Below are 23,042 nucleotides of genomic sequence, written 5' to 3' on the forward strand. Positions count from 1 at the left end.
ATTAAATAATTATAAGTGGGTGCTATTATGTTAGAAAAAAGCTTAGTTGTGGGTGAATACCACATTGATACAAGTCAAAACAGTTTAATTCACGGAAGCCGTAAGGTTTACTTAGGTCCTTTACGTACATCACTACTGCATTTTTTATGTAAAAATGTAAATACAGTAGTAACACGTGAAGATCTTGCTCAACATGTATGGGGTCGTTTAGTGACGGATCATACGATTAATCAACATATCTCTCAATTACGTAAAAGTATTGGTACTTTAAGCCTACACGGTTTAAATATCTCTACTATTCCCAAACGTGGTTACATTGCGCGTATGGAAGGTGTTGGTATCTCTGAAAATAATATTGCACCGATGACACAAGGTGAAAACTCAACAAATGTCATTACAGCGATGAAAGTACTTGTCGTTGAAGGTCAAGCAGCTGATCGTATTCAATTGATTGAATTGCTAGAAGGGTTAGATGTTGCTTATGTAGAAGGTGTTGCTACAACCATTGAAGCTGAGCGTAGTGTTGCACTACAAGACTTTGATTTAGTGATTGTTGATACATTGTTATCTGATAATTCTGGTATTGAGTTCATTAGAAATATTCGTACTGGTCAAACATCAGCGGCTGCTGATATCTGCCTATTAAGTTCACACTTTGATGTACAACGTGAACTACTTGGTTTAAATAGCTTATTAGATGTACAAGGTCTGTTATTGAAACCTTTCGAGTCTAGCCGTTTAAAACAGATGTTAATGGTTGCTACTAAATCAAATGTTGTTTTAAAACCACAAGCTGCTTATGAGCTTGTGCCAACAGATGTATTAGGCACTGCTGTTGCTGCGAAAGCGGTAAATAGTTAATAAACTTTCCTCGTTATATATCCATGATATATCGAGATGCAAAAGCATCTTAAAGTAATATGGGTATAAAGGCTCTCATGGTGACATGAGGGCCTTTTTTATTTTAAGAGACCATAAAATATGGAATTCGAATTCAGAAAAGATTTTATTAGTGGACAAGCAACCATCAAAACAGAGATGGATCATGAAGCATTCGCAACATGGCTTGAGATGGAGGGGCAATCCATTGACTGGATTGAGGTTTTACTTATAGAGATTGAATTATTACAACATCGAAAAGCAACAGAGTATAAGTTAGCAGGCAGTGAGTTTGATCTATTATTAACAAATGCAGAAGCACAAGTTACTAACCATCGTTTAATGGAAGAGAGGGAAGATGAAGAGCTAGATGACAACTTATCTTTCTATAACGCTGAAATAGAAGCATGTTGTGGCCTAGAGGACTTTAAAAACCTAATTGAGTCATGGTTAGAGTTTATAAGCTAACAGCTATTCATAATAGAGCAATGGTTGTATTTTACGTTAGCGTTGTAATACTAAGGTTGCCATCCCTAAAAATGAAAATAGCCCAACCACATCGGTAATGGTTGTTAATGCCATACCACCTGCAAGGGCTGGGTCTATTTTATATTTATGCATAATAAGTGGGATGCTAACACCTGCAATGCCTGCAATGGATAAATTAATAAACATTGCGCCTGCAATAATTAACCCCACGGCAATATCACCTTTCCATAACACCACTGCCGTAGCCACTATGATTGCCCAAACCATGCCATTTAATACACCAATGGCAGCTTCTTTACCAATTAACCAGCGGGTATTACTATTGCCGATATGGCCAACCGCGATCCCACGAATAACCAGTGCTAAGGTTTGATTCCCTGCAATGCCACCCATGCTGGGTACGATGGTCATTAAAACCGCTAAAGTTGCCATCTGCTCTAAGGTGGCTTCAAACATATTTGAAACGGAAGCTGCAATAAAAGCGGCAATTAAGTTGATCGATAACCACACTGTACGGCGCTTTGCACTGGGTAAAATAGGGGCAAAGGTATCTTCATCGTCATCCATACCCGCCATGCCCATCATAGAATGTTCGGCATTTTCACGAATAATATCAACCACATCATCAATCGTGATACGGCCAAGTAGGTGGTTATTGTGATCAACAACAGGGGCTGAGATCCAATCATGGCGTTCAAACAGTTTTGCTATCTCAAGCTCTGGCATTTCTGCTAATAAACTACCCGTTTGATTATTCATTACCTCTGCGATAGAGAGGGACGGATCAACGGTTAATAGTGTTGAAAGTGGTACATCACCAATCAGGTGATCTTTTGAATCGACCACATACAATGTATCGGTTGCTTCTGGTAGTTCACCTTTAAGGCGCAGGTAGCGTAATACTACATCGATAGAAACATCTGGACGTAAGGTGATGGTATCGGTATTCATCATCGAACCCGCTGTGTCTTCTGGATAAGCAAGTGCTTGCTCTACACGATGCCTGTCTTGTGCATCCATCTGTCCTATCACTGCTTGATAAAGGCTATTTGGAATACCACGTAAAATATAAGCAAGATCGTCAGTATCCATCCCCTCTGTGACTGCAACTAAATTAGCTGCATCCATCAAGCTGATGATGCCATCTTTTGCATCTTCATTTAACTCTTCAAGGATCTCACCTTGTTGATCATGATCGGTTAGATTCCAGAGGATTTTACGATTTGCTGGGGGAGAAGATTCGAGCAGTAGTGCTACATCACAGGCATGCATTTTTTCTAAAATACTTCGGACAAGTACAAACATGCCACTTTCGAGCGCTTTATTGATCTCTTGGAGCTGTTGCTGGGTATCTTTTAAGTCTGTTTTTTCCAGCATTGGTTTTCTCCTAAATTATTGGTCTTCTAAAAACTTATTTTCTATTAGCTTAGTCACAGCAAACATGGCTTGTTTTGCCTCGGTGCCTGTTGCGATGATCTCTATCTCTTGCCCGTAACAGGTTTCTAATACCAGTAATCCTAATACACTATCGGCATCTGCTTGTTTATCATGATGTTTAATCGTAATAGTTGCATCAAAATTGTTAACTAACTCAACCAGTTTGATGGTTGCACGAGTATGTAAACCTAGCTTATTTTGTATTGTAATAGTTTGTTTAATGATATCCAATTTTTTTTATTACCTTTAGGAATCGTTACACAATAACTTACGCTAAATTGTTTTCAAAAAACCTGAAATGACTGGTTATTTTGAAAACAAAAACGCAAGTAATTTTGAAGCCGATCCTTACTGTGAGCGTAAGCACTTGTGTTCAATTTGTACCTGATATTTATTTTTAAAGCGACTGGCAATCTGTTCAGTTAAGTAAACAGAGCGGTGTTTTCCACCGGTACAGCCAATGGCAATAGTGACATAATTACGATTGTTATTTTCAAGGTGTGGAAGCCATGATTGAAACAGATTCTCAATTTGGTTTACGGTTTGTTTAACCAGTGGAAAAGATTCAAGATAGTCAATAATAGGTTGGTCTTGGCCACTGAATTTTTGTAGTTTCTCTTCCCAATGTGGATTAGGCAAAAAGCGCACATCAAAAATATAATCAGCATCTTCAGGGTGGATATATTTAAAACCAAAAGATTGAAAAACAATTAATAACTTACTTTTACTAGAACCCTGCAGATAAATTTTAATGCGCTCATTGAGGTTATGAATAGAGAGTGTGGTGGTATCTATCTCTAGTGCTGCATTTTTTCTAATTGGTTTTAGTAGCTCTTTTTCTAAAGCAAGTGCTTGGGAAAGTGATAATTTTTGTTTTGACAGGGGATGTAATCGTCTGGTTTCACTATAACGACGAATAAGCTCGGTGCTGATAGCATCAATATAGAGGATCTCCATTGCCACTTTTGCTTTTAGTGTTAGTAATAATTGTTCTATTTCTGATGCTTCATGAGGGAGATTGCGAATATCTAAGGTGATCGCTATTTTATTATTTTTTGGATCGACACTATCAAGAAGTTGCTCTAACAGTTGAAAAGGCACACCATCAATACAGTTATAACCCAGATCTTCAAGCACCCGCAGTGCAATCGTTTTTCCTGAGCCAGAACGGCCACTAATGATAATTAACTTCATTTTATTCTCGCTAAATTAATCTACTTGCAATAATTGGTATAAGCTGTCGTTATCTTTTGCATTTCGGAGTTGACGTAAATAACGCTTATCGAGTAATTTTTTACTAATTTCAGAAAGGGCGACGAGATACTGCTTACAGCGATCTTCAGGCACAAAGATAGCAAATAAAATATCAACTTTATTGCCATCATAAGCATCGTAATCGATTGCTGTGCTACATTGCATAAAGATAGCTGTTGCAGGGTATGAGCTATCAATTTTTACATGTGGTATAGCAATACCATGACCCACACCCGTTGAGCCTATCTTTTCTCGAGCAATAAGCGCATTAAATAACTGCTGCGCATCCATGCCTAATTTTTCTGCTGCGATATGACTTATTTTTTCTAAGGCGCATTTTTTACTGCTACAGTCAATTTGACTAAATACAGATTCTTTATCTAATAGGTCTGAAATTTTCATAATAACTTTTTCTATTGGCACAATTGGCGCGATTTTATCAGGTTAAATAATAATGGCTATTAAGAAATCTATTTTCTTTCTGTTTTTGTTAATATTAATCAATATTACATTAGTTGTTTGCGTTGGTTGGAAGGGGGAATGGCTAAAGACTCTCTATATTTAGCAATAGTACGCCGAGCTATTTTAATCCCTTGCTCCTCTAATAACAGAGTGATTTTATTATCGCTGAGCGGTTTAGTGGTTAGTTCGGTACTGATCAATTTTTTAATCAGTGCGCGAATCGCCGTTGAGGAACACTCTCCACCACTTTCAGTTGCTACATGGCTTGAGAAGAAAAACTTTAATTCGTAGATACCACGCGGGGTATGCATAAATTTTTGTGTGGTCACTCGTGAGATAGTGGATTCATGCATCTCAACTTCAAAAGCGACATCATTTAATACCATCGGCTTCATTGCTTCATCACCATACTCAAAAAAAGCTTGTTGCTGTTGTACGATACAGTTAGAGACTTTTAATAGTGTTTCATTACGGCTTTCAAGACTTTTGATAAACCATTTTGCTTCTTGCAGGTTACCCTTGATAAATTGTGAATCTGTTTTGCTGATATTGCCTTTACATAGGTCTGCATATTGCTGATTAATTGAAAGGTTAGGATCACAATCTGGATTGAGCGATACTCGCCATTGACCCGCTATTTTCTTTACATAGACGTCAGGCACAATATATTGTGCTTGAGTATCTTCAAATTGGTTACCTGGGCGTGGCTCTAAGCTTTGAATTAGGCGCATTATCTGTGCAAGCTCTGGCTCTTTTAATTTTGTTTTTCGTGCCAGCGTTCGGTAATCACGATTGCCTAGCAAATCCATATGGTGTTCAAGTACCATGATCGCTTCATCACGCCAAGGGGTATCACTGGCAAGATGACGAAGTTGTATCTGTAGGCAATCTTGTGTCGATTTTGCTGCGATGCCAATGGGGTCAAAGTGTTGAATACGTTTTAAAACGGCTTCTATCTCATCAAGTTCAAGTTCTTCAACTTCATTGATTAACCCCTCTAAAAGTGATTCAGTGCTACTGGTTAAGTAGCCATACTCATCGATAGAGTCAATAATTGCCGTGGCAATAAGTAGGTCTGTGTCTGTAAAGGGGGTTAGTTGCATCTGCCAAACAAGATGATCTTGCAGTGAGATTGATGATTCACCTTGGTAAACAGTGTCTTCACCCTCATAACTTGCTGATCCCGATGAAACAGAGGTAGTCGGAGGGGGGGTATAAGCTTCTTCCCAGTTGCTTTCATCGGGAATCTCTTGCGAAAACTCTTGTTGAGTGAGTGCTTCGCTGGTATCAAGTAGACTACTATCTTGCTCTTCGACGACCTCTTCAAGAGAGCTGTTATCCTCTTGCTCGAGCAGAGGATTTTCATCAAGCACATTTTGTATCTCTTGTTGAAGATCAAGGGTTGAGAGTTGTAATAATTTTATCGCTTGCTGTAATTGAGGGGTCATCGCAAGTTGCTGACCCATTCTCAATTGTAACCCTTGTTTCATCAAAGTAGTTTATTCCTCGTATCGCTGAGTAGTTACTATAACTTATAGTGTAAATTCTTCACCAAGATAGACGCGTTTTACATGATCATTTGCCAATATTTCGTCCTGTGTCCCAATTGCAATAATTTCACCGTGGCTAACAATATAGGAATGTTGACATACATCTAATGTTTCACGCACGTTATGATCTGTGATTAAAACACCTAATCCTCTATCACGCAATTGACCAATAATATTTTTAATATCAATAACGGAAATAGGATCAACGCCTGCAAAGGGTTCATCAAGCAGAATAAACTTAGGTTCGGTGGCCAGTGCGCGTGCAATTTCTACCCGACGGCGTTCACCCCCTGAGAGGCTCATGCCTTTATTATCACGGATATGGGTAATGTTAAACTCTTCAAGTAGCGTATTTAATTTCTCTACACGTTGTGCCTTGGTGAGCCCTTTACGTGTTTCTAAAATCCCCATAATATTTTCAGTCACCGTTAAACGGCGGAAAATAGAAGCTTCTTGGGGAAGGTAGCCAATCCCTTTTTGTGCGCGAATGTGCATCGGATAGTGAGAGATATCTTCATCATCAATAACGATGGTACCTTCATCCTGCTTCACCAGTCCGACCACCATGTAAAAAGAGGTGGTTTTACCGGCACCATTGGGGCCTAGCAAACCAACAATTTCACCTGTTTTTACGGTTAAGTTAACACCATTTACAACGGTTCGACCTTTGTAGCTTTTAACGAGACCCGTTGCGATTAATTCAGCCATTATTTCTCTTCAGTTTGTTGTTTGTTTTTTGTTTCTGAGCGTTTTTCATCTTTATTTTTTTCAAACTGCACGGGTAAAAATACTGTTTTTACGCGCTCTTTACTATTTTTGTCACTTTCAACAATTAACTCTTCGGTATTAAGGAAATAGATAATCTTCGCCCCGTTAATTTGGCTATCAAGCTGCTTAACTTGGGCATTACCTGTGAGCGTGATTTTAGCATTGGCAACATCATAATGGATGGTGTCTGCTTCTGCATCAAAGGGCTTTCCATCATCTTGAGTTTGATAGAAGGTGGCCACCTTGCCCTCGGCTATCATGATTTCATGATTTGCTGATTTACCGCGAATAACCGTGAGTTTATCACCTGTTATTTTAATGGTGCCTTGGGTAAGTAATACATCTTCATTAAAAACAATGGTATTTGTTTTCATCTTTGCATGTTGACTGACAGAGCTTACATTGATGGGCTGATCGAAATCAGACTCCAGTGCCACTGCTGAAAGTGAACAGAGCATTGTACCGAGGATTAAACCTGTTTTATTTAGTTTCATTTAGATATACCGCTTTTATCTGTTTTTTAATAATTAACTCTTCACTAATGAGCGATGCCCACATACCAATGCCCTGTTGTTTCATTTGTGGTCCTTCCCACTGCACAAAAAGGTCACTGCTGATCTCTTTCTCTGCTAATAAAATGGTCAGTTTTTCTGTGTGCATCGTTTGTATTAACTGATCTAGACTGAGATTTTTTACCCAGACATCATCGGATAATACTAACTTATTATTACCTGACAGGAAGCCATTTTTACTGGTCACCTGCCATGTTGTTATACTGTTATCTTGTTCATTTTTTATATAGATAATGACTTTTGGATCTTCAAAAATAGTGGTTTCTTTATCACTGAAATTGGTGGTTTTAGAAGCAAAAATTTTATGAGCAATCTCACCTGTTTCATCAAAGTGGATATTATCAAGATTGTAAGCGATATAACTGGGGTGATGCTCTGGTAAAGAGGGCAAGTTTTCCTGTGGTTTTAGGTATAACCAGATTAAAAAAACAATCAGCAGTGTTATATAAGGGATAGCTTGGCGTTTATTCATCTACTCGCTTTTGCCCTGTATCATCTCAAGTTTGTGATGGCATTGTAGGAAAAGGTCGCATACTTCACGTACTGCGCCAAAGCCACCTTTTGTGGTGGTAATAAGATCCGCACCTTTTAATACCAGTGGGTGTGCATCAAAAACAGCAATACCTAAACCACAATCCAGAATAACAGGCAGATCAACAACATCATCACCGATATAAGCGACGTCATGTTTGTTTAAATTCAGATCACTTAGTAGTGATTGGTACAGGTTAAATTTGTTTTCAATACCTTGGTAAATGTGAGTAACACCCAACGCTTTCATTCTATTTTCAACAATATTGGACTGGCGACCGGTAATAATTGCAATTTCAATCCCTGCTTGCATAATTGCTTTCATGCCAAAGCCGTCTTTAGTGTGAAATGCTTTTAGTTCCTCACCTTGATTGCCTAAATAGATGCGCCCATCGGAAAATACACCATCTACATCACAAATAAGCAGTTTTATCTGGGCAGCGCGCTGATAGTTTTCATTGCTAATAAGGCCGTAGGGGGTTGTGATCATTTAGTTTTTATCCTAATAACTTTTCTAACAAACAAAATAGCAAAATGGTTGGTTCAAGGCGAGTAATGATTATCTGTTTAGCTTGATTTTGCACTTAAATAGTAAAATTACGCTGTTTAAGGTTTGAATCTCTACTTTTATCCCATAGACTAGCATCCTCTCTTATTATCAACATTATCAAATGAATATCATAATCAATGAAAACAGAAAATCATCTAGTGATAAAACATCTCTCTTTTTCTCGTAATGAACGGTTACTGTTTGATAACTTAGATTTTGAGTTTGAACGCGGAAAAATTACCGCTATTTTAGGGCCAAGTGGTATAGGTAAAACAACACTGTTAAAACTGATTGGTGGACAACTACCTGTTGATAGTGGTGAGATACTCTTTAATGGTCAAGCGATTCACAATTGTAGTGAAAAAGTGCGTTATCAAGCGCGTCAAAAAATGGGCATGTTGTTTCAAAGTGGTGCACTGTTTAATGAGCTTTCTGTTTTTGAAAATGTAGCATTTCCACTGCGCGAACATTTTAAATTGGATGAAGCGTTACTTTCTACTTTAGTCTTAATGAAGCTAGAAGCGGTTGGTTTACGTGGCGCTAAAGATCTCAAACCTATTGAGCTTTCTGGGGGAATGGCGCGCAGAGTGGCACTCGCTCGCGCGATTGCACTTGATCCCGAATTAATCATGTACGATGAACCTTTCACGGGGCAAGACCCAATCTCGATGAATGTGTTATTAAAACTGGTCAAACAATTAAATACTACATTAGGGCTAACTTCAATAATTGTTTCTCACGATGTTAATGAAGTGCTCTCTATTGCGGATAACGTTTATGTATTAGCAGAGCAAAAAATTATCGCTAGTGGCTCTGTTGATGATATTTTCAAACAAAAAGATAACGCACTACTGCAACAGTTTTTATTGGGTAAAAGTGAAGGTCCTGTGCCTTTTCATTTTAAAGCGCCTCATTTTGCAGATGATTTACAGCAGGTTAATCGATGATAAGTACTTATATAAGTCGCGTTGGTCGTAGCAGTTTACTGTTTGTAGAAGCGATTGGTCGTGCCTGTTTAATGTTATGGTTTACGCTATTTGGTAAACCACACCGTAAATTGTTCACTCTTTTTATTCAGCAAGTATTCCAACTAGGCATCTTATCTTTGCCTATTATCTTAACCGCGGGTTTGTTTATCGGCATGGTACTCAGTTTACAAGGTTATTATGTGTTAGTTGATTATGCCGCCGAACAAAGTTTAGGCAGCATGGTTGCACTCTCTCTGTTGCGCGAGCTTGGTCCTGTGGTGGCTGCGTTATTGTTTGCAGGACGAGCAGGCTCTGCATTAACCGCTGAAATTGGTTTGATGCAAAGCACAGAGCAATTAGCGAGTATGGAGATGATGGCTGTTTCTCCCTATAAGCGTGTACTCGCACCTCGATTATTGGCGGGAATCGTTACGCTACCGATGTTAACGCTACTGTTTAATGTTGTTGCTATCTGGGGTGGATACCTGATTGGTGTTAGTTGGATGGGCATTGATGGTGGTGCATATTGGTCAGTGATGCAGGGCAGTGTTGACTACTTGCCTGATGTGATGAACGGTGTATTAAAAAGTGTTATTTTTGCATTTATGATCACTTGGGTGGCTCTTTATAATGGTTATTATGTTGTACCCACGGCGCAAGGGATCAGCTCTTCAACCACAAAAACGGTTGTTGTTGCTTCGTTGCTGGTACTGGCAATGGACTTTTTATTAACTGTGTTAATGTTTGGCGGTTAGCATTGATGTAACGACTCAGGTCGTCGCCATTTAAGATTATTTCATCGTTGAAAAATGCTCATTTAAACGACTAAACTGTGCTTTTTCGCCTTGAACTAACCATAAATGGCTTAGCCTTGAGCATTTACAGTCTATTTTGTATAAAGCACCTAACGTTGAATTAGGTGCTGAATTGATAAAAATTGGAATGAGTATGTCTGTGAAAAAAATTGAATTATGGGTCGGATTATTTGTTATTGGCGCAATGCTTGCGTTAGCAATACTTGTTTTTAGCGTGGCGGGACTCTCCTTTAAAGGAGAGGGGAGCAGTTACACGCTTCATGCAAGTTTTTCAAATGTTGGTGGTTTAAAAGTAAGAGCACCGGTTAAGCTTGGCGGTGTTGTGGTAGGGCGTGTTGAAGAGATAAGTTTAGATTTGCAAAGTTATATGCCTGTGGTGCGTTTATCGATGTTTGAAAATAAAGGTGTTTATCCAGAAACATCTTCTTTGTCAATATTAACGTCTGGCCTGTTAGGTGAGCAATATATTGGCATTACGCCGGGGTTTATTGATGAAGATATTGAGATGCTGGCTGATGGCGATACTATTGAAGATACTAAGTCAGCATTAATTCTAGAAGATCTAATCGGTCAATTTATCTACTCAATAAATAAGGACGATTAATGCGTCTTATATTATGTATGCTTTTGGGGTTGTTATCTGTACAGGTTGCTGCAGATGAAAAGGATATGAGCGATCCCAACCAAGTCATTCACTCCGTTTCTATTAATACATTCACCCGTATTAATGCAGAAAGAGACCGCTTAGCGGTTGAACCTGGTTTTATAAAAGTAATTATTGAACAGGAGTTGATCCCCTATTTCGATTATAAATATGCGGCTTATAAAGTAATGGGACCTCATCTTAAAAAGACTAGCAAGGAGCAACGCACACGTTTTGTAGATGCTTTTAGAAGTTATTTAGTGAATGCTTATGGGCATATATTGTTTAAATATGACAATCAAGAGGTTGAAATAATAGATAATAACCATTTTAAGGATAAGAAAATCATCTCTATTGCTGTTAGAATTCACGACAGTAATGGCCAGGTAACTAAAATCGTTTTTAAGCTACGTAAGAATAAAAAAACCGGGCAATGGAAGGTATTTGATGTGATTGCAGAAGGAATTAGTATGTTAAATACCAAGCAATCAGAATTAGGTGAACTTATTCGCAAAAAAGGGGTCGATCATGTGATCGGACTTTTAGAGCAGAAAAATAACGAGTTTTAATGGTGAGACAACCAATGGCTGAACACAGAGAGCGACACAAAGAACTATTTGGAAATTTACTATTAAGTGAGTTGTCCAATCGCTGTTTCCCTCGGATAAAAAGTTACCAGAGCATAAAAACAATTGATTTACAGGGGGTAAAAAATATAGACTCTGCAGGCATTGCCTATTTGGCACAAATTAAAGCAACCTATTCAGCGATACAGTTTATCAACGGCACGGAAAAGATAGCTATCTTATCCGCATTATATGGGGTTGATTTTCTCTTTACAGAATGAGGTTTTCAATGGATATTGAAATAATAAAAGAAAAGTTAGAAAGTGCATTAGTGTTACAAGAGTGCATTGTAAAAGGTGAAAACGGTACTTTTCAAGTGATCGCAGTGGCTGATTTTTTTAATGGAATGAGTCGCGTGAAAAAACAACAAACAATCTATGCACCATTAACAGAAGAGATAGCATCTAATGCTATCCATGCGTTAACGATTAAAGCGTTAACGCCAGATGAGTGGCAAAAACAAAAACATTTTATTTAGTAAGTGGAAGGGTAGTTCGATGGGTCAGTTTTTAATTCAAGGTGGTTGCCAGCTAAATGGTGAAGTAACTATTTCAGGTGCCAAAAATGCGGCACTGCCAATTCTTTTTGCTACATTGCTTTCAAAAGGAGATATTAATTTAACTAATGTCCCCCTGCTAAAAGATATCTCTACTACATTAGAGCTATTAGAGGAGCTAGGAGCAAGCACTTCTCAAGATGGCCATAAAGTACATATTAACGCATCATCTGTTAAAAACTATACAGCCTCTTATGAGCTAGTGCGTAGTATGCGTGCTTCTATTTTATCATTAGGGCCGTTGGTTGCTCGTTTTGGTGAAGCAGATATCTCATTGCCGGGTGGCTGTGCGATTGGTGCACGGCCTATTAATCTACATATTCATGGTTTAGAGCAGATGGGCGCAACCATTAAAGTGGAAGATGGCTTTATTAAGGCGCGTGTAGATGGTCGCTTAAAAGGTTGTCATCTGTACATGGACATGGTCAGCGTAACAGGGACAGGAAACTTAATGATGGCAGCCTCACTTGCTGAGGGCGTAACCACAATTGAAAACGCTGCTAAAGAGCCTGAAATTGTTGATCTTGCTCATTTTATCAATGGCATGGGTGGAAAAATTAGCGGTGCAGGTACTGATACCATCACCATTGAAGGTGTTGAAGCGTTAGGTGATTGTCAGTATGAAATTCAACCGGATCGAATTGAAACAGGTACTTTTCTTGTGGCTGGTGTCGTGAGTGGTGGTAAAGTGAAATGTGTAAAAACAGACCCTAAGCTATTGATGGCTGTACTTGCTAAATTAGAAGAGGCGGGTGCATTAATTACAACTGGTGAGGATTGGATTGAAGCTGATATGCACGGTAGAGAACTTAAGTCAGTGAATATCACTACCGCACCTTTCCCTGCTTTTCCTACGGATATGCAAGCGCAATTTACAGTATTAAATACCGTTGCACCAGGTACTGGCCGGATTAAAGAAAATATCTTTGAAAATCGTTTTATGCATGTGCCTGAACTACAACGCATGGGCGCAAATATTGAACTTGAGGGTAATCTTGCTATCTGTGGTGATCACGACCAATTAAGTGGTGCTAAAGTGATGGCAACGGATTTACGTGCCTCAGCAAGTTTAGTGATTGCGGGTCTTATAGCACAAGGTGAAACCATTGTTGATGAGATTTATCATATTGATCGTGGTTATGAAGCGATTGAAGATAAGCTTATTCCACTGGGCGCGGTCATGAAGCGACTCGAAGAGTAAGCTTTTTCTACTAAAAAAAGGGAAGCGTTTGCTTCCTTTTTTTATTTTAAATTTTCAATTCACCTATAATAACCGTGAGTTGAATCTCTTTCCCTTTTCTTAACAGTGTTAATGTTATTGTCGTACCGGGTTTTATCTCTGCTACCTCATCCATCGCCATGATTAAGTTTTCAACTTTATTTTCATTGATTTTTAGCAAAATATCATTCACTTCGACACCTGCATTAAATGCGGGCCCACCTTTATTAATCGCTTTAATGATAATACTGTTTTGTGCTTTTAGGCCCCATAAACGGGCAAACAGTGGATCTAAGTTTTCTGCTACTAGTCCTAAAGAACCTCGAATAACACGGCCATCTTTGATAAGACTGTGCATGATACGCTGTGATAACTGATAAGGAATGGCAAAACTGATGCCACTGCTAATGTTTTTTGACGTTGCGTAAAACTCCGAAGTATTGATGCCTACAAGCTCTCCTCGGCTATTAATCAGTGCGCCACCTGAGTTTCCTTCATTGATGGCCGCATCCGTTTGTAAAAAATCCTGTCTGCCTAAGTTACTCATACCTGAGCGCCCTGTCGCACTAATTATTCCCTGAGTAATTGTTTGCCCTATGTTGTAAGGGTTACCGATAGCAAATACGATATCTCCTACCTGTGGGATATAATCAGCATTTTGTGGGATAACAGGTAGATTATTGCCCTCAATTTGTAATAGCGCTAAGTCACTAATAACATCACTACCCACAACACTGGCACTGAATAAACGCCCATCTTGTAGTGCAATCAGTATTTGGTCGGCCTGTGCAACCACATGAAAGTTAGTCAGGATATAGCCTTTTTTATCAATAATAATGCCTGAGCCAAGTCCTGTTGGTTGTAAATGTTGTTTATTATCAATGCTAGAGTCTACATATTGTTGCGAGTAGATATTCACGACTGCAGGAGATGCTTTTTTTATCGCTTCGCTATAACTTGCCACTGGTTTATTGTTAAATAAATTATCGATATTATTAACCAATTTTGTACCATACAAAACAACCAATGCGATGATAAGTCCCCAGAAAATAGGCTTAAAGAAATAGAAAAATCGTGTTTTGAAATTCATAGCCGAGTGCCAATTAATAAAGAGAAAAAACAGTATATATTAAGGTATCCATTTTAACCCTGTTTTTTTAAACTGGTATACACTCATCATTGTGCTATTAATTTTTAAAGGAGAAGCAGATGTCTGAGAAAATACAGCTATTAATTGTCGATGACGAACCATTAAATCTTGAATTGATGCAAGAAATTTTAGAAGATGACTATGTTGTTGATTGTGTTGCATCAGGGGTGGAATGTCTTACTTTTTTAGAAAATAATAACCCTGATATTTTATTGTTAGATGTGGCGATGGCGGGTATGGATGGCTATGAGGTATGCAAAACCATCAAACAAGATTCGAGCTTAACGTTACCCATTATTTTTGTTTCTGCGCGTGGTGCACTAGAAGATAGATTGATGGGTTATGAAGCGGGTGGTGACGATTACCTTGTTAAGCCGTTTAATAGTCAGGAGCTCGTTGCGAAAGTGCAAAGTATGGTGAGTTTTATTCATAAGCAAGATGAGCTAAACACAGAGATTCAAAGTGCGACTGATCTTACTATGATGGTGATCACTAGTAGTGGTGAGATCGGTTTATTAGTCAATTTTTTACGACAAACTTTTTCTTGTCATGACCTTCAATCATTAGCCACCCTTGTTTTTGAAACCTTAGCGCAACTTGAACTTAAAAGCACAATACAGTTTAATGGTGATGGTGAGCGTATACAAACATTTGGCTGTAGTGGTAATTATAAGCCCGTTGAAGCGGAACTGCTAGAGTTAGCTAAAAGCAAAGGGCGTATTTTTCATTATAATCAACGCAGTATTTTTAATTTTAGTAATGCTTCGTTGTTAATTAAAAATATGCCGAAGGAAGATCCTGAGGATGATTTAAGAGGACGTTATTTGGATCATCTGTGTATTTTAATGGAGGGTGTGGATGCAAGCGTGATCGCTATTTTGAAAGAGCAAAAAGTAGCGCAACATATTTTGCATAATAAAGCGCTTTTAACAAAGACCAAGCAGGGTATAGTCACCGTACAAGAAACACTACAAAAACAAAAAATCCAAGCAATGTATATTAGTCAGAATTTGCTCCATCAGTTAGAGAGAGATCTTATTTCACTTGGTTTAGATGAAGATCAAGAACAACACTTAGTCACGCTAATAGAGAAAAGCACCAATCAATTAACCGACCTTTTTGATGAGCAGAAGGTGATTGAACGTTTCTTTGACGATACTATCAACTCGCTAAGTTAGTTGGCTTTTAGGTAGTACAAAAGCAAAGTATGCACCATGTGCGGGAGTCGCAATATTTCCTGCCCATATCGATGCATGGTGTGCTTTACAAATTTCCTTGCATATTGAAAGTCCTAAGCCTGTCCCTCCTGCCGCACTGCAGGTTTTACTTGATTGGGTAAATTTTGTGAAAATAGATTGGCATTCATCTTCGGGAATGCCAATCCCTTGATCAGAAATCATCATTTTAACGGTATTGTTACTCTCTTCCATTAAATTAATGGTAATTATTCCTCCTTTAGGGGAGTATTTAATCGCATTAGAAAGTAGATTGTAGATAAGCTGATGGATCTGGGTTTTATCAATGTCAGCTTCAAAATGGCGACCAATATACTCCTTCTTTATGTCAACTGAGGCACTACTGATAAGGCTACTTAGCTCAATTAAAACATCTTCTAGCACTTTATCAATAGGGTAGCGATGAAAATCAAACTCCATCTTGTCCGCTTCTAACTTAGAGAGGTCCAGTAAATTATTCAGTAGCAATAATAGGCGTGAACCACTGATATAAATTCGATCGAAATATTTGTATAATTTATCTTTGTCTGCACTCTCGAATTTTTTTATACCAAGTTCTGCGAAACCTAAAATACCTAACATGGGGGTTCTTAATTCATGGGATATATTCGCTAAGAAGGCGGACTTTGCGATATTGGCTTGTTTGGCTTGTTGTAGTGCGGTATTTAATTGCTTTTGTTTATCTTCTATCTCTGTGCGCATCTCTAAAAAAGACTTCACTAATAACTTTACTTCATCGCCTTTAATTTCATTTTGTATCACTTTTCCTTGGAATATTTCTATTTTTGCACGTAATAAGACAAGGGGTTTAATGATTAAATTGATACCGTACATGACCAAAAATAGAGTAACGACGAAGAAAATAACAGTGCTTAGTACCTCGAAATAAAATAACTTATGCAAGTTTTCATCTGCTTTCTGTTCGATAATATCAAAAGCGTTATTGATTGAATTAGCTAATTGTAGTTTGAAGCGCTCAACTTTGTTTTTTAACCGTTTTTTTTCCGTATTACTGAGATTATTGTTTGATTTTTTACTCGTTTTTACATATTGCACGCTGAATTTTACGATGTTATTCGCGACATCAAATTCAGCTCTTTCATCTTCTAAATCATCATTATTAATCACTAGTTTCTGATAATGGTTTGTGAGTTGTAAAAGTGCATTAAACTCACTTTCAATTCTGTGTGTGTGATGTTGATTTAGGTAATTTATTTGATGTTCGATCTGAATAAGCGCTTTGTAATCATTAAAAACATCATTCTTCACTTGCATAAAAAGGCGGGAAAAAACAAAGAAGTAGGTAAGTGAAATAAAAGTTAAAATACAAAAAGTGATTAAAAATACTTTTGTCTTAATTGAAAAATTATCAATATTCATTTTATACTCTCAGAGAAGATTCGCTAAAGTATAAGAATGAATATTGATTTTGACAAAAAAATATCGATGATTTATACAATACCTTTGCCAATTTTGATTTAAGTTTAAAATGGAGTTTCACACCAGTACAAATCAAACACTTACAAGTAAAAAGTTCGCCAAAATGGGTTAGTTTCCATTTTGGCGAAGGTATTGTTTATAAGCTAATGTTACTTATTATTTCACCATTACAGTTTTGCAAAAGCGCGCTTAGCCGCTTGTAGGGAGTCTTCAATATCTTTATCAGTGTGTGCTAAGGATAAAAATCCTGCTTCAAAAGCGGAAGGGGCAAGGTAAATCCCCTCTGCGAGCATCAAGTGAAAGAATTTCTTGAATTTATCAATATCACACTCACAGACGTCGCTAAAGTTAGTGACCTGTTTTGCCTCTGTGAAGAAGAAACCAAACATTCCTCCTACGTAGTTTACCACGAGTGGTACACCAACCTCTTTCGCGACACGTTGTAAACCCAGAGCTAGCTTTTCTGTTTTCTGTGCCAGTTGTTTGTATTCAGGCGTGTCTAATGCGTTTAAAGCGGCAAGCCCAGCCGCCATTGCGATTGGATTGCCAGAAAGTGTGCCCGCTTGATAAACTGGGCCTGTTGGTGCAATGTGTTGCATTATCTCTTTTTTACCACCAAACGCACCCACTGGCATACCGCCACCAATTACTTTTCCTAATGTGGTTAAATCGGGCGTAATACCGTAATGTGCTTGTGCGCCACCGAGTGCAACACGAAAGCCGGTCATGACTTCATCTAAAATAAGTAGCGCACCGTGTTTATCACAAATGTCACGTAGTCCTTGCAAGAAACCTGCCGCGGGTGGAATACAGTTCATATTGCCGGCAACGGGCTCAACAATGATGCAAGAAATTTGTTCTGGATACTCTGAAAATAATGCTTCAACTGAATTTAAATCATTATAATCAGCGGTCAACGTGTGTTTTGCAAAATCTGCTGGAATACCCGGAGAGCTTGGTTGGCCTAATGTGAGTGCACCTGATCCCGCTTTTACTAATAGAGAATCGGCATGGCCATGGTAGCAACCTTCAAACTTCAATATTTTATCGCGATGGGTATAACCACGTGCAAGGCGAATTGCACTCATGGTTGCTTCTGTGCCGGAGCTTACCATACGAAGTTGTTCCATCGACGGGACGAAGCTTCTTACTTTTTCTGCCATGATAATTTCAAGTTCAGTGGGGGCACCAAAACTTAATCCATTTTCAGCCGCTTCTATGACTGCTTTTTTTATTGCTGGGTGATTATGGCCTAAAATCATGGGCCCCCACGAACCTACATAATCAATATACTGTTTTTTATCGGCATCAAAAATATAAGCGCCTTGTGCACGTTCAATGAAGAGAGGACTTCCGCCCACACCATTAAAAGCACGAACAGGGGAGTTGACACCACCAGGTATGATATTTTGTGCACGTTGGAAAAGAGTCTCTGAATTGCTCATATTATGCCTATTTTAGTTGTTTTTTAGAAAACATAATAATAGCAGGTTCTCTGTATTGATAAAAATAGCAATTATTTTTATATTCAGTGATTTATTTGAACTATATCAAGTTTCTATTCACTGTTTATTTTATATAATACTTTCATTCATCTTCTTTTTAGAGTTGCTTCCATTCCTATGGCAAAAAAAGCTTCATCCTTTCTTATCAATAATCTGCGTCGTTTTGTGGATCGGTTCTTTACCCGAAAAAGCAGTGCGTTGCTTATTTGGTTATCCGTCTTTATCGGTGTATTAGCGGGAGCAATGTCTGCACTCTTTGATCACGGTATTATCTGGATAGGCGAATTACGACTGTTATTTATTGAAACCTACAGTGGTTCCGATATTCCACTTTGGTTAGTGGCAATTCCTATTTCATCATTGATGGCAGGTCTTGCTTTTTACATTACGCATCGTTTTGCACCAGAAGCAGGAGGCAGTGGTATTCCTGAAATTGAAGGTGCAATGGAAGGGATGCGACCCGTGCGTTGGAAACGCGTGATCCCAGTTAAGTTTTTTGGTGGTTTGTTGGCATTAGGCAGTGGCATGGCTCTCGGGCGAGAGGGGCCCTCAGTGCAAATGGGTGCCAACCTAGGTCGTATGATTTCTGATCTCTTTAAAGTAAATAAAATTGATGCTCAGGCATTGCTTGCCGCTGGTGCTGCAGGAGGGCTTGCCGCTGCCTTTAATGCCCCTTTGGCGGGCATCATGTTTGTCATTGAAGAGATGCGATCACAATTTAATTACAGCTTAACCTCCACTAAAAGTGTCTTTCTGAGTGCGGTAATGGCAACCATTGTGATGCGCTTAATTACCGATCAAAATGCGGTTGTCACGGTGACACAATACTCTCACCCAGATCTGATGTCTTTGTGGTTATACCTTGTGTTAGGATTTTGTTTTGGAGTGATTGGTGTACTTTTTAATAAAATGATCCTTGCCACTCAAGATATGTACCTGTTTATTCATAAAAATCAACGTTGGCGTTTTGTGACTATTGGGCTTTTTCTTGGTGCTGTTTTTGGAGCATTATCAATTGTTGAACCCGATATCGCATTTAGTGGTATTGAGCTTATTCCCGATGTGGAAGGGGGGCATTATTTGATGGGCGGATTACTGATGCTGTTCCTGTTTCGTACCATTACCACCCTGCTTAGTTTTGGATCGGGGGCGCCGGGTGGCGTTTTTGCGCCTACACTCGCGCTCGGTACACTGTTTGGCATGTTGTTTGGGTTAGCCGCGCAGCAACTGTTTCCTGATATCGTGAGTGATGCTGGCACATTTGCCATTGCAGGTATGGGCGGGCTATTTGCAGCCACGGTACGTGCACCAATAACAGGGATATTATTAGTGATTGAGATGACCAGTAATTATGAGATGATTTTACCTCTGATTGTAACTTGTTTGGGCGCTACGATGGTGGCACAATCATTAGGTGGTCGTCCTATTTATACACAACTTTTAGAGCGCACTATGAAACTTTCTATGCGCCGTAAGCGGGAAGAAACAACACGTAAAGCGATGTCTCGTATTGCACCCACTGAGCCTAAGGAGTAGTTTTGAAGCGTTTAAGAAATAGTGTTATAAAATGGTTTGTGGTTGCACTTATCTGTTTGTTATTAGGTTTTTTACTAGGGAAATTTAAGCAAGAATTATTAATTGATAAAATAGCGGTGATAACGACTGATTTAATCACCATCAAAGTCCGTAATGATCATTTGGAAACAAACTTTTCTCGTTTGCAAATGAACTTAACCTCAAATCAGCAAACAGTTAAAAGCTTAATCGAGAGTAATAAGCAATTACAAGATGAATTAGCAATAGTTAATAATAAACTGTTTTTTTATGAGCGTGTTATTTCGCCTGAATTAGAGACAACAGGGGTTAAAGTTCACTCCTTTGAAATTACTAATAATAGCCAAACAGGATTTTGGGATTATGAACTGGTTTTAATGCAGTCACAAAAAGGTCGACGTTTTTTAAAGGGCAGATTTGAACTGTACTTGTCAATTTTTGAAGGTGAAGAGCTTAAAAAAATAGCATTGAGTGAGTTAACTGATGAGCTAACAAATAGCTTCAAATTTAAATATTTTCAAACCATCCAAGGATCTTTTTCTCTACCTGAAAAGATGACTGTTGATGAGGTGATTTTACAGTTAACTGTGGCTGGTAATCGTTGGTATAAAACACAAAATTTAGAAGAACGGTATGATTGGCGTGTACTTACTACAAAAGACATTGGCGATTTGAGTGAATTTGACAGCAGTGAAAGTCGTGTTGTCCCATAGAATAAATACTTGAACAAATTAGTCAAGTATTAGATAATACCTCATTTAGAAAAGATGCAACTATTCAGTAGCCTATAAAAATGAGTTTATTTATATACAAAATAGACAGTAATGCTCAGGGCTAAGCCATTTATGTCTAGTTCAAGGCGAAAATGCGCAGTTTAGTAGTTTAAATGATCATTTTTTACACGGTTATTGATAAACAACTGAAGTTTAACTTGAACAAATTTTAAATGGCAACGACCTGAGTAGTTACGAAAAGGTCACATCGAATTAGAGGTTAACATGACATCCGAAGTAGAAATGGCACTGCCCATTTATTTCAGCGATAGCGCTGCTAAGCAAGTAAAAGGGCTAATGGCCGACGAAGAGCCTAATATGAAGTTACGTGTGTATGTAACGGGTGGTGGTTGCTCTGGTTTTTCATATGGTTTTACCTTTGATGAAAAAATCAATGAAGGTGATACGCAAATCGAAAAGGAGGGGGTGACCTTAATTGTTGATTCAATGAGCCTACAATATTTAGTCGGTGGTACCGTTGATTATACTAGTGGTCTTGATGGTTCACGTTTCTTTGTTGATAACCCTAATGCAACTGCAACGTGTGGCTGTGGTTCTTCATTTTCTATTTAGTTGTTTAACAGACAGCCCTACTTTATAAAGTGGTGAAGTTTTGATTTATACCCATTATCATTCAAGGTGCAAAATTCAGTAAGCTGTGGGTCGCCAGCTCGAAAACTAATTCAGGGCAGTATTTGATAAGGGCTAGCCATTTAATGATTAAAGTCTTTATTTTAATCATACCGATAGAGGATTAACGTCTTTTTGTTAATCTCTCGTAAGGTCATCATACTGCGCCTTGGCTTAGTATCCGAGCTGACGACTGAATAAAGCACTTTGATTGGTAACGGGTATGCAATGCTTTGTCACTTTTTTTCTCAAAAACAGACTGTGAGTAACAGTAATCACTGTTTTATCTAGTATTAAAAACTAACCTCTATAATATTACGTCATTAAATTTTTTATTGTTTTTTGAGGTTTATTATGTCTTTTACCACTGCCCGCCGTTTTCTATTACATCCCTACTCTTTAGCTTTATTGATCACAGGTTTGCTGTTTTTTTGGATGTTATCTTCACCAGCGCAGAGCGGACTTGTTTCCACAGGAAAAGAGGTTAAGGCAGTACCTCTTCCTAAAGTGCAAACTACCCATTTTATCCCGCAACAGATGATTAAAACATTGAGCTTATACGGTAAAAGTGAAGCGAATAGTCGTGCGATTGTTCGTGCTGAAGTCGCGGGTAAAATAATTAAAATATCTACCGCTAAGGGGCGTTATGTTAAAGCCAATAAAAGCTTAGTTAATATTGAAAAAAGTGAACTACCAGAGCGGTTAGCACAAGCTAAGGCATTACTTGCTGAGCGTGAATTAAATTATAAAGCGGTAAAATCGCTTAATGATAAAGGGTTGCAGGGGCGAGCACGTCTTGCTGAGATGAACAGTTTATATCTGGCCGCCAAAACAACGGTTAAACAACTTAAGCTACAACTTAAACGTACTCATGTTGTTGCGCCATTTTCTGGCATATTACAGGAACAGTTTGCGGATAAAGGAGATTACTTACAGGTAGGAGATCCCATTTTTAGTATCGAAAATACCAACCCCATTGTCATTCGCGGAGATGCAACAGAGCATCACATCACACAGCTAAAACAGGGGCAGAAAGTAACGGCAACACTACTCTCTGGTGAGGTGATCACGGGTAAATTGACCTTTATCGCTTCCATGGCTGACAGCAAAAGCAGTACCTTTCGTATTGAGGCTGAATTTGCCAACCCGAGTTTAAAAATATTCTCTGGTATTAGTGCGAAACTTAATATTCCTCTTTATCCTATTGACGCTATTTATATTTCACCTTCAGCATTAGCGATGGATGAACTGGGAAATTTAGGGGTTAAGTTAGTAAAAGAGGGGCGGGTTGTCTTTAAAGCAATTAACCTTGTTGAAGCGGATAATAATGGCGCGTGGTTATCGGGTTTTGATGGGCCCGTTGATATTATTACCTTGGGGCAAGGCTTTGTGAAATCTGGTGCGCTGGTTGATGCAACGGCGAGCAAGGAGTAACC

Annotated in this window: 26 protein-coding genes; 14 read left to right on the forward strand and 12 right to left on the reverse strand. The window is 38.5% G+C overall.

Features of this window, described 5'->3' with window-relative positions; genetic code table 11:
- Positions 1 to 27 precede the first annotated feature (27 nt).
- Together G322_RS0101025 and G322_RS0101030 are read left to right on the forward strand one after the other, a co-directional pair.
- Positions 28 to 861 carry a winged helix-turn-helix domain-containing protein gene (locus G322_RS0101025; protein ID WP_022939951.1) on the forward strand — a complete coding sequence of 278 codons (834 nt, stop codon included), beginning with the start codon at positions 28 to 30 and terminating at the stop codon, positions 859 to 861.
- 120 nt (positions 862 to 981) lie between these two features.
- Positions 982 to 1,347, forward strand: a complete 366-nt coding sequence (locus G322_RS0101030) for a YacL family protein (protein ID WP_022939952.1) — start codon at positions 982 to 984, stop codon at positions 1,345 to 1,347.
- A 36-nt stretch (positions 1,348 to 1,383) separates the two neighbouring features.
- Here the strand turns inward: G322_RS0101030 and mgtE are convergent, their stop codons facing one another.
- The 9 genes from mgtE to kdsC all read right to left on the reverse strand — a co-directional run bounded on the left by mgtE (position 1,384) and on the right by kdsC (position 8,432).
- Entirely contained in the window at positions 1,384 to 2,745 is a 1,362-nt protein-coding gene (gene mgtE / locus G322_RS0101035; RefSeq protein ID WP_022939953.1) for a magnesium transporter, read from the reverse strand.
- Between the two features lie 15 nt (positions 2,746 to 2,760).
- Positions 2,761 to 3,036 (reverse strand): HPr family phosphocarrier protein, encoded by a 276-nt coding sequence (locus tag G322_RS0101040; RefSeq protein WP_022939954.1) that lies wholly within the window; start codon positions 3,034 to 3,036, stop codon positions 2,761 to 2,763.
- Between the two features lie 117 nt (positions 3,037 to 3,153).
- Positions 3,154 to 3,999 carry an RNase adapter RapZ gene (gene rapZ / locus G322_RS0101045; protein WP_022939955.1) on the reverse strand — a complete coding sequence of 282 codons (846 nt, stop codon included), beginning with the start codon at positions 3,997 to 3,999 and terminating at the stop codon, positions 3,154 to 3,156.
- 15 nt (positions 4,000 to 4,014) lie between these two features.
- Positions 4,015 to 4,461 carry a PTS IIA-like nitrogen regulatory protein PtsN gene (gene ptsN, locus G322_RS0101050; RefSeq protein WP_028866332.1) on the reverse strand — a complete coding sequence of 149 codons (447 nt, stop codon included), beginning with the start codon at positions 4,459 to 4,461 and terminating at the stop codon, positions 4,015 to 4,017.
- 104 nt (positions 4,462 to 4,565) lie between these two features.
- Entirely contained in the window at positions 4,566 to 6,011 is a 1,446-nt protein-coding gene (locus G322_RS0101055) for an RNA polymerase factor sigma-54 (protein ID WP_022939957.1), read from the reverse strand.
- Positions 6,012 to 6,053: 42 nt separating this feature from the next.
- Positions 6,054 to 6,779 carry an LPS export ABC transporter ATP-binding protein gene (gene lptB, locus G322_RS0101060; protein WP_022939958.1) on the reverse strand — a complete coding sequence of 242 codons (726 nt, stop codon included), beginning with the start codon at positions 6,777 to 6,779 and terminating at the stop codon, positions 6,054 to 6,056.
- Positions 6,779 to 7,333: a lipopolysaccharide transport periplasmic protein LptA gene (gene lptA / locus G322_RS0101065; protein WP_022939959.1), complete on the reverse strand. Its 555-nt coding sequence runs from the start codon at positions 7,331 to 7,333 to the stop codon at positions 6,779 to 6,781. Before lptA ends, lptB begins: the two co-directional genes overlap by 1 nt.
- A complete protein-coding gene (lptC, locus tag G322_RS0101070; protein WP_022939960.1) occupies positions 7,320 to 7,883 on the reverse strand; it encodes an LPS export ABC transporter periplasmic protein LptC in 564 nt (187 codons plus the stop codon). Before lptC ends, lptA begins: the two co-directional genes overlap by 14 nt.
- Complete coding sequence (gene kdsC / locus G322_RS0101075; RefSeq protein WP_022939961.1) at positions 7,884 to 8,432, reverse strand: 3-deoxy-manno-octulosonate-8-phosphatase KdsC; 549 nt, start codon at positions 8,430 to 8,432, stop codon at positions 7,884 to 7,886.
- A gap of 197 nt (positions 8,433 to 8,629) precedes the next feature.
- Between kdsC and G322_RS0101080 the strand changes: the two genes are divergently transcribed.
- The 7 genes from G322_RS0101080 (at position 8,630) to murA (ending at position 13,301) form a co-directional block, all read left to right on the forward strand.
- On the forward strand, positions 8,630 to 9,439 hold the full coding sequence (locus G322_RS0101080; protein WP_022939962.1) for an ATP-binding cassette domain-containing protein: 810 nt from the start codon (positions 8,630 to 8,632) through the stop codon (positions 9,437 to 9,439).
- The gene (mlaE, locus tag G322_RS0101085; RefSeq protein WP_022939963.1) at positions 9,436 to 10,215 is read left to right on the forward strand and encodes a lipid asymmetry maintenance ABC transporter permease subunit MlaE; all 780 of its coding nucleotides are present in this window, start codon (positions 9,436 to 9,438) and stop codon (positions 10,213 to 10,215) included. Before G322_RS0101080 ends, mlaE begins: the two co-directional genes overlap by 4 nt.
- A 193-nt stretch (positions 10,216 to 10,408) precedes the next feature.
- Positions 10,409 to 10,879 (forward strand): outer membrane lipid asymmetry maintenance protein MlaD, encoded by a 471-nt coding sequence (gene mlaD, locus G322_RS0101090; protein WP_022939964.1) that lies wholly within the window; start codon positions 10,409 to 10,411, stop codon positions 10,877 to 10,879.
- On the forward strand, positions 10,879 to 11,487 hold the full coding sequence (locus tag G322_RS0101095) for an MlaC/ttg2D family ABC transporter substrate-binding protein (protein ID WP_022939965.1): 609 nt from the start codon (positions 10,879 to 10,881) through the stop codon (positions 11,485 to 11,487). The genes mlaD and G322_RS0101095 overlap by 1 nt, the downstream gene beginning before the upstream one ends.
- Positions 11,487 to 11,765: an STAS domain-containing protein gene (locus G322_RS0101100; RefSeq protein ID WP_022939966.1), complete on the forward strand. Its 279-nt coding sequence runs from the start codon at positions 11,487 to 11,489 to the stop codon at positions 11,763 to 11,765. Before G322_RS0101095 ends, G322_RS0101100 begins: the two co-directional genes overlap by 1 nt.
- Positions 11,766 to 11,773: 8 nt before the next feature.
- Positions 11,774 to 12,022 carry a BolA family protein gene (locus tag G322_RS0101105; protein ID WP_022939967.1) on the forward strand — a complete coding sequence of 83 codons (249 nt, stop codon included), beginning with the start codon at positions 11,774 to 11,776 and terminating at the stop codon, positions 12,020 to 12,022.
- A 19-nt stretch (positions 12,023 to 12,041) separates the two neighbouring features.
- A complete protein-coding gene (gene murA / locus G322_RS0101110) occupies positions 12,042 to 13,301 on the forward strand; it encodes a UDP-N-acetylglucosamine 1-carboxyvinyltransferase (protein ID WP_022939968.1) in 1,260 nt (419 codons plus the stop codon).
- 46 nt (positions 13,302 to 13,347) lie between these two features.
- On the opposite strand, the gene degS is transcribed toward murA, so the two are convergent.
- Positions 13,348 to 14,409: an outer membrane-stress sensor serine endopeptidase DegS gene (gene degS, locus G322_RS0101115; protein ID WP_022939969.1), complete on the reverse strand. Its 1,062-nt coding sequence runs from the start codon at positions 14,407 to 14,409 to the stop codon at positions 13,348 to 13,350.
- A 119-nt stretch (positions 14,410 to 14,528) separates the two neighbouring features.
- Between degS and G322_RS0101120 the strand changes: the two genes are divergently transcribed.
- Positions 14,529 to 15,647: a response regulator transcription factor gene (locus G322_RS0101120; protein WP_022939970.1), complete on the forward strand. Its 1,119-nt coding sequence runs from the start codon at positions 14,529 to 14,531 to the stop codon at positions 15,645 to 15,647.
- Here the strand turns inward: G322_RS0101120 and G322_RS22090 are convergent.
- Together G322_RS22090 and hemL are read right to left on the reverse strand one after the other, a co-directional pair.
- Positions 15,639 to 17,084, reverse strand: coding sequence for a HAMP domain-containing sensor histidine kinase (locus G322_RS22090; RefSeq protein WP_022939971.1), 1,446 nt, complete (start codon positions 17,082 to 17,084; stop codon positions 15,639 to 15,641). The genes G322_RS0101120 and G322_RS22090 overlap by 9 nt on opposite strands.
- Positions 17,085 to 17,311: 227 nt before the next feature.
- Positions 17,312 to 18,589 carry a glutamate-1-semialdehyde 2,1-aminomutase gene (gene hemL, locus G322_RS0101130; RefSeq protein ID WP_022939972.1) on the reverse strand — a complete coding sequence of 426 codons (1,278 nt, stop codon included), beginning with the start codon at positions 18,587 to 18,589 and terminating at the stop codon, positions 17,312 to 17,314.
- A gap of 177 nt (positions 18,590 to 18,766) precedes the next feature.
- Between hemL and clcA the strand changes: the two genes are divergently transcribed.
- From clcA to G322_RS0101150, 4 genes are all read left to right on the forward strand, one after another.
- A complete protein-coding gene (gene clcA / locus G322_RS0101135; RefSeq protein WP_022939973.1) occupies positions 18,767 to 20,185 on the forward strand; it encodes a H(+)/Cl(-) exchange transporter ClcA in 1,419 nt (472 codons plus the stop codon).
- A 2-nt stretch (positions 20,186 to 20,187) separates the two neighbouring features.
- Entirely contained in the window at positions 20,188 to 20,916 is a 729-nt protein-coding gene (locus tag G322_RS0101140) for a DUF6776 family protein (protein ID WP_022939974.1), read from the forward strand.
- A gap of 285 nt (positions 20,917 to 21,201) precedes the next feature.
- Positions 21,202 to 21,549, forward strand: a complete 348-nt coding sequence (gene erpA, locus G322_RS0101145; RefSeq protein WP_022939975.1) for an iron-sulfur cluster insertion protein ErpA — start codon at positions 21,202 to 21,204, stop codon at positions 21,547 to 21,549.
- Positions 21,550 to 21,960: 411 nt separating this feature from the next.
- On the forward strand, positions 21,961 to 23,040 hold the full coding sequence (locus tag G322_RS0101150; RefSeq protein ID WP_028866334.1) for an efflux RND transporter periplasmic adaptor subunit: 1,080 nt from the start codon (positions 21,961 to 21,963) through the stop codon (positions 23,038 to 23,040).
- Positions 23,041 to 23,042: the final 2 nt, after the last annotated feature.

Origin of the sequence: Psychromonas hadalis ATCC BAA-638, assembly GCF_000420245.1 — a bacterium.
Taxonomy (GTDB): domain Bacteria; phylum Pseudomonadota; class Gammaproteobacteria; order Enterobacterales; family Psychromonadaceae; genus Psychromonas; species Psychromonas hadalis.